We start from the raw sequence: 12167 nt of genomic DNA on the forward strand, positions 1-12167 counted from the left end.
ATGTCGCACGTCTTCCTCGAGATGACGATGACGCTCGACGGCTTCACGGCCGCACACGGCGTGAGCCTCGAGCATCCGCTCGGCATCGACGGCGAACGCGTGCACGAGTGGATCCGCAACTCGGTGTTCGACGGGACGGTGCCGCGCGACAGCGACGCCGTCGTCGACACGGGGCCGCAGCGCATCGATCGCGAGGCGGCCGAGCGCATGTTCGAGTCGACGGGGGCGTTCGTCATCGGTCGGCGCACGTTCGACGTGGGCGAGGGCCCGTGGAGCGACGACCCGGTGTTCGAGGGCCGGCCGTGCTTCGTCGTCACGAGTCGCGATCGCGAGCCGATCGTGCGCGGCGGCTCGCGATTCGAGTTCGTCACGGGCGGGGTGGCCGAGGCGGTCGAGCGTGCGAGTGCCGCCGCGAGCGCCGCGTCGGTGTGCGTGATGGGCGGCGCAGAGGTGGCCCGCCAGGCGCTCGCCGCCGGCCTCGTCGACGAGGCGCGCCTGCACCTCGTGCCCGTGCTCCTCGGCGGCGGCTCGCGACTGTTCCCCGACTCGGCGGCGCACCGCGTCGAGCTCGAGACGCTCAGCGTCGCGCAGGGCGCGAAAGCGACGCATCTGCGCTACCGGGTGCTGCGTCCGGAGGCGGTCGAGTAGCGAGCGCCAGCGAGCGTATCGAGACCACTCGCCGGTGGTCTCGATACGGCGCTCCGCACCTACTCGACCGACGGCTGGACCGTGATGAGGTCGACGGCCGAGGTGTTCATGAGCACCGCGCCCTCGTCGCCGACCACGACGATGTCCTCGATGCGCACCCCGAACCGCCCGGGCAGGTAGACCCCGGGCTCGATCGAGAACGCCATGCCGGGCTCGAGCGGCCGCGTGTTGCCGGCGACGATGTAGGGGTGCTCGTGCACCTCGAGCCCGATGCCGTGGCCCGTGCGCGTGATGAAGAACTCGCCGTACCCGGCCTGCTCGATCACCTCGCGCGCGGCTCGGTCGATCGACTCGGCGGTCGCGCCCGGCCGCACGGCGGCGACGGCGGCGCGCTGCGCGGTGCGCACGAGTTCGTGGACCAGCGCGAACTCGGGGTCGGGCTCGCCGCCCGCCACGAGGTAGGTGCGCGTGCTGTCGGAGTTGTAGCCCGCCGGGTTCGGCCCGCCGATGTCGACGACCACCGGGTCGCCGGCCTCGATGACCCGGTCGGATGCCTCGTGGTGCGGCGATGCGCCGTTCGGGCCCGACGCGACGATCACGAAGTCGGCCGTGCGGTGTCCCTCTTCGACGAGCGCGGCGGCGATGTCGGCGGCGACCTCGTTCTCGGTGCGGCCGGCGCGGAGCCATTCGCCGATGCGCCGGTGCACACGGTCGATCGCCGCGCCGACCGAGGCCAGCTCCTCGATCTCGTGCGGCTCCTTGCGCATCCGCAGTTCGCCGATGAGCTCGCCGGCGGGCCGCAGGCGCAGCTCGGGTCGGGCCGACTGCAGCCGGAACGCATGCAGGAACGGGAGGTGATCGTCGACGGCCGCGGCGCCGAGATCGTCGCCGAGTTCGCCGAGCAGCGCGGCGTAGGGGTCCTCGCCGTCGAGCCACGTCACGAAACGGATTCCGGCCGCCTCGGCCGGGCTCCCGTCCCAGCCGCCGCGCTCGAGGGCGGGCAGGATCATGACCGCATCGTCGGGTGCGTCCGAGGGCACGGCCAGCAGCGTGAGCCGCTCGTGCGAGGCGACCGAGCGGCCGACGAGGTAGGCGAGGTCGGGCCCGGGCGCGACCAGCACGACATCGACGTCGGCGTCGCGTGCGGTGCCGGCGAGGCGGCGGAGGCGTTCGGTGGTCGTGGCGGCGGCGGTCGACATGCCATGGAGTCTACGGCGGGGCCCCGAGGCGCCGAATGGGGCGCCCGGTGGCGGCGCGCGGCGGCGGGCCACCGAGCATGTCGGATGCCTCGACCGCTCGCCGCACCCTATGCTGCTGACGTGGAACCGGAACCCGAGACGCGGGCGCAGCAGCCCGTGCCCAAGCGGCGGTTCCACTGGCTGCGCACCGCGAGCGACCGGGTGCCGACGAAGTGGTTCGCGACCGCGGGCACCGTGCTCTTCCTCGCGGCGACCGCCGCCTTCGGCGGCCTGGCCACCGCGGAGGAGCCCGGCCCCGCCGCCCTCGCCGTCGGCGAGGAGCATCGCAACGACCAGCTCGCCGTCGCGGTGCAGCGCGCGGTGCTCATCGACGAGCTGCCCGAGGCCGGCATCACGGTCGAGCCGGGACAGCGGGTGCTCGCGCTCGTCGTCGACGCCGAGAACCTGTGGACCGAGCCGCTCATGACTGCGCGGGGTTACAGCGTGCGAGACGCGGTCGTCCTCGAGCGGGGCTCCGACGTGGTCGAGGCCGACGAGGTCGCCCGGCTCGACGACGGCACCTTCGGACCGTGGCTGCAGCCCGGGGTGCCGGCGACCCTCGTGCTCGCGTGGGCGGTCGACGGGCGGTCGTACCGCGACGACCAGGAGCTGCGCTTCGTGGTGCGCGACGAGACCCTCTACACCGCGTCGTTCGTGGCGAGCGGGCGGAGCTGGGAGGACCCGGTTCCGGCGGCGTACGTCACCGTCGCGATCGAGGATGTCGGGGCGGGGAAGGATCCCGATGCGGATGCCGCGGACGACCCGCCCGTCGATCCCGCCGTCGGTCAGAGCGACGAAGGGGCCGCCGGATGACCCGCCGCTGGGTGCCCGCGGTCGCGGGCGCCGCCTTGGTCGCGGCGGCCTGGGGCGTCACGGCCGTGACCCCGGCCGAGGACTCCGCCGAGCAGCCGTTCGTCGTCGCCGCGCCGGTGGGGATGCGCGCCGAGGGCCGGAACCTCGCGCTCACCGTCACCGGCGTGCGCGCCGCCGACGCCGTGGTGAACGAGGGCTGGCGAGCCGAGGGGGAGTGGGTGGTCGTCGATGTCGAGTCCGAGGCGACCCGGATGGAGACGGGAACCCTGTTGCAGTTCGTGACCCTCCGCCTCGGCGGCCGCACCTACCGGGCGAGCGAGCGCCCGCCCGATTCGATGTTCGGCCATCCGCTCTCGGTCGGCCTGCCGTCGGCCGGCTCGGTCGCATTCGAGCTGCCCGAGGGCGCGCTCGACGCCGGCGCAGCGGGCGTACCGGACGAGCTCGTGCTGCGCTTCGGCCTGAACCTCGACGACCGACTCGACTCCGTGCTCGAGACCCGCGTGCCGCTCGACGATCTCGAGCACGTCGGGGAGGCCGAGATCGCGCCCGTCGACTGGGCGGGCTCATGAGCGAGGTGCGGCAGGAGGGGGCCGTGCGGCCAGGGCGACGCCGACGCCCGGGCGGCTGGTGGCGGCGCAACGCCGCAGCCCTCGTCGCGCTGGCGCTGCTCGTGCCCGCGACCTTCGGCATCATCAGCTCGAACGAGGCGAGCACGAACGCGACTCGCGCGCAGATCGTGCCGATCGAGGTCGAGTGGGGGCAGACGTACGACTACGCGGGCACGACATGGGGGCCCGCGACCGTCGAAGAGCTGCCCGTCACCGACGAGTACGACATCCCGCAGGACGCTCGCCTCATCGAGGTCACCATCCCGGTGGTGCCGGGCGATGAGGAACCGGGATGCTTCCCGCCGACGCTGCTCGAGACGGGCGGCGAGCAGCGGCAGTGGGATCAGTCGGGGATCCTCCTCGGCTGGAACACCACCTCATGCGCGCTCATGGGGACCGAGCCGTTCGACATCGTCGCTCCGTTCGTCCTCCCGCCCGATGCCGAGGGCCCGTTCGTCGTCGACCTCGAGCTCGTCGCCGACGCGCCGGCGATCCTCCGGCTGCCCGTCGGCGACTGAGGCCGCCGCGGCATCGGCGTCGGAACCGGGCGCCGTCGGGGTGCCGGGCGCCGAGGCATCCGTCGCGGCGAGCCGTCCGATGACCGCGTCGTACGCACTCGAGACGAGGGCGATGCGCACGGGCTCCGTCACGAGCGGCACGACGAGCAGGATGGCCGTGTCGGCCACGAACCAGAACGTCTTGAGGTCGTGCGGTCCGATCGCCCGGGTGATGCCGTAGCCCAGCAGCCGCTCGCCGGCGACGAGGAGGGTGGCGAGCAGGATGTAGCCGCCGATCAGCACCGGCCCCGCGCGCCACATGAGCACGAAGGCGCGGCCGATGGGTCGGAACCGCGAGACGAGCTCGCCTCCGATGTCGGCGAGCCGGCGGCGGACGCCCGACGGGAGTGCGCCCCAGCCGTGGCGCGCCCGATCGAGGATGCCGACGGACAGCTGCGGCGCCTCGGCGGCGACCGCCTGCCCGTAGATCACCCCTGCGATCGTGAGCCAGGCGACCGGCAGCAGGATGACGCCGCCGAGTTCGCCGAGGAGCCACTCGACGCCCTCCCAGACCCAGGCGATCGGCACCAGCTGCTCGGCGGTCCACGCGCGGAGGTCGGCGAGCCACACCATCCCCTGCCGCGAGGCGACCCACTCGCCGATCCAGCCGGTCGCCTGCGAGAGCAGCATCACGGTGAGGAACACCCAGATCGCCTCGAGGTAGACGGCGACGAGGCTGAGCAGGCGGGGGAGCCGGTCGCGGTAGCGATTCCAGGCCCAACGACCGGCGAAGGCGACGACGATGAGCAGGATCGTGACGGGTTCGAAGCCGAGCTGGTCGATGGTGCCCGCACCGCGAGCGACCGCCTCGCCGCCCAGCAGCTCGGACGCCCCGTTGACCTCCGTCTGCACCTCGAGTGCACGTGCCGAGTAGGCGGCCATGTCGTCGCGCAGGTAGCCCCAGGCGGCGTAGAACGCGAAGAACGGCAGCACGCCGGCGAGCAGTGCGTCGACGAATGCCCGGCGCCGCTCCGACGCCGACGGCGGCAGCGGGGCGATCGCACCGAGACGGGCCATGCCGTCTCGCACGGTGAGGAACATGGCCACGAAGCCCACGAGCCGCGCGAGGATCGCGAGCGGCATGAGCAGCAGGCCGCCGACCGCGCTGTACGCCCCGACGAACCCGGCGAGCTCGATGACGAGATAGCGGACGAGCACTCCGGCGAGGAACCACGCGAGCAGTGCCGGCCAGTGCGCGGCGAGCAGCCGTCCCGTCGTCTTCAGCATGGCGAGCACCACACCACGGTAGCGGCTCCGCCAGGCAGGGGCACGCGCATCGTGATCGGTCCCCACAACTTCGGCGCGAGGCATCCGCCCGTGATTGTCAGGATCGACGGATTATCCATATCCACTGCGATCTCGTCATACAGTCGTGGATCATGCACATGTTCTTCCGCACGATGCTGCATTTCGTCCTCGCGCGCTTCCGCTCACGGCTCGGCCACGGCGACGTCGCCCGCACGAACTTCGTCACGCTGCCGACCGACCTCGACATCCTCAACCACATGAACAACGGGGTCTACTTCTCGATCATGGATGTCGCGCGGTTCGAGATGCTCGTGCGCAACGGCGTCTGGCAGCTCATGCGTGATCGCGGCTGGTACCCGGTGGTCGCGAGCGAGACGATCACGTTCCGCAAGTCGCTCAATCCGTGGAAGCGGTTCACGGTCGAGTCGCGCATCATCGGCCACGACGACAAGGCCGTCTACATGGAGCAGCGATTCGTGCGCCCCGATGCATCGGGCAAGCCCGAGATCTATGCCACGGGCTACATCAGGGCCCGGTTCCTGCGGAAGGCGGGCGGCACGGTGCCGATGGGCGAGCTCGTCGAGGCGTTCGGCGTCGAGGGCTTCGAAGGCATCCCCGAGTGGATGGAGCGCTGGGGCAAGGACGTCGCGCTCCCCGTGACCCGCGCCGCGGCGCCGTCGATCTGGGAGTGACGCCCCCGGCGGTCGGGTCGGCGCGGAGCGCCGTGTCGAGACCCCCGTTCAGGCCTCCTTCGCGAGCCCCTCGAGCACGAGGCCGAGCTTGTCGCCGAACGTGCACGCGAACAGCTCGTCGACCGGGCCGTCGTCGATCTGCTCGGTCAGGTTCGAGGCGATGAGCGTGTTGATGAGCATGCCCTGGGCCATGAAGCGCATCGCCTCGTCGGCGTCCATCACGTCGCGCATGCGCGAGTAGATGCGCATGAACCCGGCGCGCGCGACCGGACCGATGCGGGGGTCGTGGCCGAGGAGGAACCCCTGCATCAGCGCGAGCAGGATGCCGCGGTCGGTCTCGACGAGCTCGACGTACGCCTCGCCGATGCGCGGGCCGACCGGCTTCTCCGAGGTCTCGTCGGCGACCGCCGCGTCGAAGGCCGCGAGGATGCGGGCGCAGGTGCGCTCGAGCACGTCGATGAACAGCTGCTCCTTCGTGCCGAAGAGGCGCACGACGTAGGGCTGGCTGATGCCGGCGGCCTTCGCGACGCGGTCGGTCGTGGCGCCGGCGTAGCCGAGCTCGCCGAACACGCCCGTGGCGGCTTCGAGGATCTGTTCGCGCCGCTCCGTCGCGGGGATGCGATCCGTGGTGGAACTCATGCTTGACATGTTATCAGTCGATTACTACAGTCGCTCCCATACTGGTTATCAGTCGATTACCACACCATCTCGAAGGAGCTTCCGATGTCCACCAGCGCACGCCGCATCCCCGTGTGGCTCGCGATCGTCGCGGCATCCCTGCCGATGTTCATGGCGACGCTCGACAACCTCGTCATCACCAATGCGCTCCCAGCGATGGCCGTCGACCTCGGTGCCTCGATCGAAGAGCTGCAGTGGTTCGTCAACGCCTTCACGCTCGCGTTCGCGACCTTCATCCTCGCCGCGGCCGCGCTCGGCGACCGCATCGGCCGCCGCACCGTCTTCGTCGTCGCGATCGCGATCTTCACCGGGGCGAGCGTGCTCGTCGCGCTCAGCACCGAGCCGTGGATGGTCATCGCGAGCCGCGCCGTGCAGGGCTTCGGCGCCGCGGGCATCATGCCGCTCTCGCTCACCCTGCTCGCCGGCAGCGTGCCGAAGCGACTGCGCCCGATGGCGATCGGCATCTGGGGCGGCGTCGCCGGCCTCGGCGTCGCGCTCGGCCCGCTCATCGGCGGCGCCGTCATCGAGGGCTGGAACTGGCAGGCCATCTTCTGGCTCAACGTGCCCGTCGGCCTCGTCGCGATCCCGCTCGCACTCGCCGTGCTGCCGAACACGCTCGGGGCGCGGGCCCGCATCGACCTCGTCGGGGTCGCGCTCGCCGGTCTCGGCGTGCTCGGGCTCGTCTTCGGGATCGTCCGCGGCAACGACGCGGGCTGGGAGAGCCCCGAGGTGATCGGCTCGCTCGTCGCCGGCGCGCTGCTGCTCGCCGGGTTCATCGCCTGGGAGGCGCGGGCGAAGGCGCCACTGCTGCCGCTGCGCCTCTTCCGCGACCGCAGCTTCACGGCGGCCAACCTCGTCGGCTTCTGGTTCAGCTTCGGCATGTTCGGCTCGGTCTTCGTGCTCATCCAGTTCCTGCAGGTCGTGCAGGGCGCGTCGCCCCTCGAAGCCGGCGTGCAGACGATGCCGTGGACGCTCGCGCCCATGTTCATCGCCCCGATCGCCGGCGCGATCGCCCCGCGCGTCGGCACGCGCACCCTCATCGTCACCGGTCTCGCCCTGCAGGCCGCGGCGCTCACCTGGATCGCGCTCGAGATGGACCCCGACGTCGCCTACGCGTCGCTCGTCGGGCCGTTCCTCATGGCCGGCATCGGCATGTCGCTCGTCTTCGCCCCGATGTCGACCGCCGTGCTCGCGCACATGCCCGAAGACGACCACGCCAAGGCATCGGGCACGAACTCGACGCTCCGCGAGGTCGGCGTCGCGCTCGGCGTCGCGGTGCTGACGGCCGTCTTCACGGGAGCGGGTGGTGAGCTCACGCCCACCGGCTTCACGGATGCCGCGGTGCCGGCCGTGCTCGTCGGCGCCGCCGGCCTCGTGGTCGCGCTCGTCGCGGCGCTCTTCCTGCCCGCGGGCCGCGGCACCGGCGAGCAGGGTCCGGCGGCCGAGGACGACGCGGCCGGGGCATCCGCGGTCGGAGCCGAGCCGGCCGGCCCGGCCGCGCGCGCCGAGCCTGCCGAGCCCGAGCCTGCTGCCGTGTAGCGCGGCCGCGACCGGGCGGCGAAGGCGCGGCGCAGAGGGTGGCGCGGCAGGCGGAGGGGCCGTGGGCGGCGAAACCGCTAGCTGCGCGCCTGCCTCGGGATCACGACCTCGCGGATGATGAGCAGGATGCCCGCCGAGATCGGGATCGCCACGAGGGCGCCGAGCAGGCCGAGCAGCGTGCCGCCCGCGAGGGCGGAGATGAGCACGATCGTGCCGGGCACCTGCACGGCCTTGCCCATCACCTTCGGCGTCAGGATGTACGCCTCGACCTGCATGTAGACGAGCATCGCGATGAGCACGATGATGCCGGCGAGCGGCGAGACGAAGAGCGCGACGATCGTCATGATCACGGTCGTGATGACGGTACCGATGAGCGGGATGAGCGTGATGAAGAACGCGAGCACACCGATGAAGAGGGCGTACTTCACGCCGACTGCCGCGAGCAGGATCGTCGAGAACACGGAGTTGCAGAACGCGAGCACGACCATGCCGCTCAGGTACTTGCCGACCGAGAGCATGATGCGCTCGGCGAGGCTCTCGACCCGGGCTCGGTGGCTCGCGGCCACCAGGGTGTAGCAGGCGCGCTTGGTCGTGTCGAGGGTCGCGATGAAGTAGATCGAGAGCACCACGACGAACACGCCCGTCGAGATGCCGTCGAGCAGCGCGGCGCCGAACTGCAGGGCGCCGCCGCCGATCGCCGCCCACGTGTCGGGGTCGGTGAGCACCCCGCCGACCCACTCGACGATCGACGAGAGCACGCCGTTCGTCGACTCGTCGTACCGCTCGAACCACCCGGAGTCGACCAGGTGGTGGATCTCGGCCGGCATCGTCTTGATGAAGACCGCCGCCTGGTTGACGACCGGCGGCACCACGAGCCACACGATGCCGACCACGACGGCGACGAACAACAGGATGACGGTCACGATCGCGGCGCCCCGAGGCATCCCCCTGCGCTGGAACCAGCGGATGAGCGGGTCGAGCCCGAGCGCGACGAACGCGGCGATGAACACCGAGAGCACGACGCCCTGCAGCGCGACGAGCGCCGACGCGAGCATGAGCGCGAGCAGCACGCCGAGCGTGACGATGAAGCCCCAGCGCAGCGGGTGGTTGACGAAGAGCCCGTCGCGCGGGCGATCGCGTCGCCGCCGGAGGCGTTCTGCCGTGTTCACGCGCGCCAGTCTAGGGTCGGGCCGGCCTCAGTTGGCGGTGTCGGGCACCTTCAGTTCGCGGTAATGGGGCGAGAACTGGGGGAAGTAGGTCTCCCACGCGGGCATCGCGGCGCCCGAGCGGGCGGCGATGAGCCGGTCGAGGTAGAAGTCCCAGCCCGGGCCGATGCTCGCCGCGTCCGCCCCGTCCTTCACGCGCTGGCCGAGCGTCAGGGTCGTCATGCCGCCGCCCTCGACGAGGTGGCAGAACACCCGGACCCCGCTCGGTCCCGACCCCGAATCGGCCGTGAACCGGTGGGGTGCCGCGCACTCGAGGATGGAGACGTTCATCCACTCGGCGCCCTCCTCGCTCATCTGGAAGCGCACGCCGCCCGTCGACGGGCTGCCCGTGTAGGTGCCGATCCACGCCTTCATGGCGTTCGGGTTCGTGAGGCTGTACCAGACGTCCTCGATGGGCGCATGGAACAGCCGATCGAACTGCAGGTAGAGCCCGTCGGCCTTCAGCACGTAGTGCCCGGTCGGTTTCGCGGTCATCATCGCCCCCAGTCTTTCGTTCAATTCAGGCTAAGCCCGCGGATGCACGAACCACTAGAGTCGGTGGCATGAGTTCGAAGGGGCGCGTTGCGCACGAAGAGACGATGGACATCACCGAGGGCAAGTCGGGGCTGTGGGGCTGGCTCGCCGGCCTGATCGTGCTCGTCCTCGTCGCCCTGCCGCTGTCGGCCGCGTTCGCATTCGCGACGAACCCGCACACGCAGCAGCTGTTCTCGGGGCGGCTCGAAGAAGTGGGCACCGGCGCCTACCAGACCTTCTGGTGGATCGTGACGCTCTTCCTCGTGGCCGTGCCGATCCTCGTGGGCTACGTCGTCGCGAATCTCTCGGCGAAGTCGCTGGCGATCGCGGGCGCCATCATCGCGCTGTTCGTCATCGCGATCATCGTGCTCGGCCAGATGTTCATCTTCTGACCCCGGCACCGGGTCTCACCCCGTTCGGGTGGATGCCTCGTCGAAGGCGTCGCGGGCGTCGGTGATCTGCTCGTGGTGGGCGGCAGCCCACCCCACGAGTCCGAGCACGGGTTCGGCGAGCGAACGGCCGAGCTCGGTCGCGGCGTACTCGACGCGCGGCGGGATCTCGGCGTAGCTCGTCCGTGAGACGAGTCCGTCGCGCTGCAGGTTGCGCAGGGTCTGCGTGAGCATGCGGTGCGAGATGCCGTCGATGCGGCGCTGCAGTTCGGTGAAGCGCAGCGGTTCGTCGTGCAGCAGCCCGACGACGAGCAGGCTCCACTTGTCGCCGACGCGGGCGAGCACGTCGCGGATGACGTCGCTCGCCTCGTGCTCGACGCTGCACGGCGACGCCGCGGGCGGCAGGCGATCGACGACGGCGTCGGCGGTCAGCGGGGTCGCCATGGTGCTCCTCTCCGGTCGCACGCCGCCCCCGATACGCACCTCGGGGTGCGTGACGCACGGTGAAGTGCGTGGGGGTCGTCGGTTAGAGTCACCGATCGTGCGTTACGCACTGATGGTAACCGACTCGTCTGGAGAAACACCTTGATCATCGCGCTGTGGATCGTCACCGGCCTGCTCGCCCTCCTGTTCGTCATGGCCGGAAGCATGAAGGCGCTGAAGTCGCGCGAGGCCGTGCTCGCCAACATGCCCTGGGTCGAAGACGTCAGCGCCGGCCAGCTGAAGACCATCGGAATCCTCGAGCTGCTCGGCGGCATCGGGCTCGTGCTGCCCGCCGCGACCGGCATCCTCGCCTGGCTCACCCCGACCGCGGCGTTCGCGCTCGCCGTCACCATGGTGTTCGCCGTCGCGCTGCACGTGAAGCGCAAGGAGTCGTTCGTGCCGAGCCTCGTGCTGGGCGTCGTCTCGCTCGTCGTCGGCGTCGGTTGGATCGTGCTCGCCTGAACCGCGGCATCCTCGTGTCTGGTCGCAGGCCATACCATACGGTATGGTATGGCCCATGGATGCCGCCCTTCCCGACCCGGTCTGGCCCGTCGTGCTGCTCGCTGCCATCTGCTTCGGCGACGCCCTGCTCTGCCTGAAGCCCGTCGCATTCATCGCGAAGTGCTTCGAGGACGTGGGCTTCCCGAAGAAGTGGTGGTGGGTGATGCCGCCGATCAAGTTCGCCGCCGCCGCAGGGCTCATCGCGGGCATCTGGATTCCGTACCTCGGCGCGCTCACCTGCGCCGCGCTCATCGCCTACTTCCTCGTCGCGATCGGCATGCACGTGCGGGCGCGCGACCTCGGGCGCAACCTGTTCCTCAACGCGACGGGCATGCTCGTGATCTGCCTCGCGACCGGACTCTTCTGCTTCGTGCTCTGACCTGCGGGCCTCCGCCCCGGTGCGCCGGCCGGCCTCAGTCTCCGGCGCCGGCGCCGTCGCCGTCGCCGTCGGCCGTCGGTCCGCCCGCGACCGGGGCGATCTCGAGCAGGAGCTCGTAGACCGCCCGGAGCTCGTCGCTGCTGATCGGCGGCACCGTCGCGGCCGCGCCGACCGAGACGAGGTACGGCACGAGTGCCGCGGTCCGGGCGGCCGCGTCGGACGTCGTCGCCGGCCGCCACACCGCCTGCAGTGCATCGATGATGCGCGCGTCGATGCGCGCCTGCGTCGCCCGCGCATCGTCGTCGGAGTGCGCCCAGGCGCGCACGGCCGCGTCGAGCGCGGTCGGGCGGATCGATGGAGCGCCCGAGATCGCGAGCTCACTGAGCCACGAGAGGGTGGCGCGCGTGCCGCGGGCGCGCTGTGCCGCGATCCCCTCGTCGATCGCGGCGAGGGTGTGCTCCTCGTAGTACGCGAGCAGTGCGTCCTTGTAGGCGCCCGCCCCGGTGAAGTGGTGGTGGAACGACCCCTTCGTCACGCCGAGGCGTGCCGCGAGCCGGTCGATCCGCAGCCCCGGCGCGCCTTCGGTCGCGAGCACCTCGAGTCCCTCGTCGAGCCAGCGCTCGCGTGTCGTCGACATGGAGCCACCGTACCGGAG

Annotated in this window: 15 protein-coding genes; 8 read left to right on the top strand and 7 right to left on the bottom strand. The window is 71.2% G+C overall.

Translation table 11 applies throughout. The features are described 5' to 3' along the window. Nucleotides 1–648: a dihydrofolate reductase family protein gene (locus PX701_RS08295; RefSeq protein ID WP_275506020.1), complete on the top strand. Its 648-nt coding sequence runs from the start codon at nucleotides 1–3 to the stop codon at nucleotides 646–648. A 59-nt stretch (nucleotides 649–707) separates the two neighbouring features. Here the strand turns inward: PX701_RS08295 and PX701_RS08300 are convergent, their stop codons facing one another. Continuing rightward, a complete protein-coding gene (locus tag PX701_RS08300; protein ID WP_231429058.1) occupies nucleotides 708–1847 on the bottom strand; it encodes a M24 family metallopeptidase in 1140 nt (379 codons plus the stop codon). Between the two features lie 120 nt (nucleotides 1848–1967). On the opposite strand from PX701_RS08300, the gene PX701_RS08305 reads away from it, so the two are divergent. Together PX701_RS08305 and PX701_RS08310 are read left to right on the top strand one after the other, a co-directional pair. Continuing rightward, on the top strand, nucleotides 1968–2699 hold the full coding sequence (locus tag PX701_RS08305) for a hypothetical protein (protein WP_231429057.1): 732 nt from the start codon (nucleotides 1968–1970) through the stop codon (nucleotides 2697–2699). After that, entirely contained in the window at nucleotides 2696–3268 is a 573-nt protein-coding gene (locus tag PX701_RS08310) for a hypothetical protein (RefSeq protein WP_231429056.1), read from the top strand. Before PX701_RS08305 ends, PX701_RS08310 begins: the two co-directional genes overlap by 4 nt. Before the next feature lie 416 nt (nucleotides 3269–3684). On the opposite strand, the gene PX701_RS08315 is transcribed toward PX701_RS08310, so the two are convergent. Next, nucleotides 3685–5091, bottom strand: a complete 1407-nt coding sequence (locus PX701_RS08315; RefSeq protein ID WP_420831082.1) for a hypothetical protein — start codon at nucleotides 5089–5091, stop codon at nucleotides 3685–3687. 152 nt (nucleotides 5092–5243) lie between these two features. Between PX701_RS08315 and PX701_RS08320 the strand changes: the two genes are divergently transcribed. Next, nucleotides 5244–5804: an acyl-CoA thioesterase gene (locus PX701_RS08320; RefSeq protein ID WP_231429054.1), complete on the top strand. Its 561-nt coding sequence runs from the start codon at nucleotides 5244–5246 to the stop codon at nucleotides 5802–5804. 48 nt (nucleotides 5805–5852) lie between these two features. Here the strand turns inward: PX701_RS08320 and PX701_RS08325 are convergent, their stop codons facing one another. Further along, nucleotides 5853–6443 carry a TetR/AcrR family transcriptional regulator gene (locus PX701_RS08325; RefSeq protein ID WP_231429053.1) on the bottom strand — a complete coding sequence of 197 codons (591 nt, stop codon included), beginning with the start codon at nucleotides 6441–6443 and terminating at the stop codon, nucleotides 5853–5855. Nucleotides 6444–6527: 84 nt separating this feature from the next. Between PX701_RS08325 and PX701_RS08330 the strand changes: the two genes are divergently transcribed. After that, a complete protein-coding gene (locus PX701_RS08330; RefSeq protein ID WP_275506022.1) occupies nucleotides 6528–8021 on the top strand; it encodes a DHA2 family efflux MFS transporter permease subunit in 1494 nt (497 codons plus the stop codon). A gap of 77 nt (nucleotides 8022–8098) precedes the next feature. Here the strand turns inward: PX701_RS08330 and PX701_RS08335 are convergent, their stop codons facing one another. Further along, nucleotides 8099–9190 carry an AI-2E family transporter gene (locus tag PX701_RS08335; RefSeq protein ID WP_231429051.1) on the bottom strand — a complete coding sequence of 364 codons (1092 nt, stop codon included), beginning with the start codon at nucleotides 9188–9190 and terminating at the stop codon, nucleotides 8099–8101. Between the two features lie 27 nt (nucleotides 9191–9217). Beyond that, nucleotides 9218–9724, bottom strand: coding sequence for an SRPBCC family protein (locus PX701_RS08340; protein ID WP_231429050.1), 507 nt, complete (start codon nucleotides 9722–9724; stop codon nucleotides 9218–9220). Nucleotides 9725–9789: 65 nt separating this feature from the next. Between PX701_RS08340 and PX701_RS08345 the strand changes: the two genes are divergently transcribed. Continuing rightward, nucleotides 9790–10152 (top strand): hypothetical protein, encoded by a 363-nt coding sequence (locus tag PX701_RS08345; RefSeq protein ID WP_231429049.1) that lies wholly within the window; start codon nucleotides 9790–9792, stop codon nucleotides 10150–10152. A gap of 15 nt (nucleotides 10153–10167) precedes the next feature. Here the strand turns inward: PX701_RS08345 and PX701_RS08350 are convergent, their stop codons facing one another. Continuing rightward, complete coding sequence (locus tag PX701_RS08350; protein WP_231429048.1) at nucleotides 10168–10593, bottom strand: winged helix-turn-helix transcriptional regulator; 426 nt, start codon at nucleotides 10591–10593, stop codon at nucleotides 10168–10170. 141 nt (nucleotides 10594–10734) lie between these two features. Between PX701_RS08350 and PX701_RS08355 the strand changes: the two genes are divergently transcribed. After that, entirely contained in the window at nucleotides 10735–11094 is a 360-nt protein-coding gene (locus PX701_RS08355; protein ID WP_231429047.1) for a DoxX family protein, read from the top strand. A gap of 55 nt (nucleotides 11095–11149) precedes the next feature. Then, on the top strand, nucleotides 11150–11512 hold the full coding sequence (locus PX701_RS08360) for a DoxX family protein (RefSeq protein ID WP_231429046.1): 363 nt from the start codon (nucleotides 11150–11152) through the stop codon (nucleotides 11510–11512). Between the two features lie 34 nt (nucleotides 11513–11546). Here PX701_RS08360 and PX701_RS08365 read toward each other — a convergent pair whose 3' ends face one another. Next, a complete protein-coding gene (locus PX701_RS08365; protein ID WP_231429045.1) occupies nucleotides 11547–12149 on the bottom strand; it encodes a TetR/AcrR family transcriptional regulator in 603 nt (200 codons plus the stop codon). Nucleotides 12150–12167: the final 18 nt, after the last annotated feature.

The organism is Agromyces chromiiresistens, assembly GCF_029167465.1.
Taxonomy (GTDB): Bacteria; Actinomycetota; Actinomycetes; order Actinomycetales; family Microbacteriaceae; genus Agromyces; species Agromyces chromiiresistens.

Coding starts and splice junctions, on each gene's coding strand:
- PX701_RS08295 (WP_275506020.1), top strand. CDS start 1: ATGTCGCACGTCTTCCTCGAGATGACGATGACGCTCGACGGCTTCACG.
- PX701_RS08300 (WP_231429058.1), bottom strand. CDS start 1,847: ATGTCGACCGCCGCCGCCACGACCACCGAACGCCTCCGCCGCCTCGCC.
- PX701_RS08310 (WP_231429056.1), top strand. CDS start 2,696: ATGACCCGCCGCTGGGTGCCCGCGGTCGCGGGCGCCGCCTTGGTCGCG.
- PX701_RS08315 (WP_420831082.1), bottom strand. CDS start 5,091: ATGCTGAAGACGACGGGACGGCTGCTCGCCGCGCACTGGCCGGCACTG.
- PX701_RS08320 (WP_231429054.1), top strand. CDS start 5,244: ATGCACATGTTCTTCCGCACGATGCTGCATTTCGTCCTCGCGCGCTTC.
- PX701_RS08325 (WP_231429053.1), bottom strand. CDS start 6,443: ATGAGTTCCACCACGGATCGCATCCCCGCGACGGAGCGGCGCGAACAG.
- PX701_RS08330 (WP_275506022.1), top strand. CDS start 6,528: ATGTCCACCAGCGCACGCCGCATCCCCGTGTGGCTCGCGATCGTCGCG.
- PX701_RS08340 (WP_231429050.1), bottom strand. CDS start 9,724: ATGATGACCGCGAAACCGACCGGGCACTACGTGCTGAAGGCCGACGGG.
- PX701_RS08345 (WP_231429049.1), top strand. CDS start 9,790: ATGAGTTCGAAGGGGCGCGTTGCGCACGAAGAGACGATGGACATCACC.
- PX701_RS08350 (WP_231429048.1), bottom strand. CDS start 10,593: ATGGCGACCCCGCTGACCGCCGACGCCGTCGTCGATCGCCTGCCGCCC.
- PX701_RS08360 (WP_231429046.1), top strand. CDS start 11,150: ATGGATGCCGCCCTTCCCGACCCGGTCTGGCCCGTCGTGCTGCTCGCT.
- PX701_RS08365 (WP_231429045.1), bottom strand. CDS start 12,149: ATGTCGACGACACGCGAGCGCTGGCTCGACGAGGGACTCGAGGTGCTC.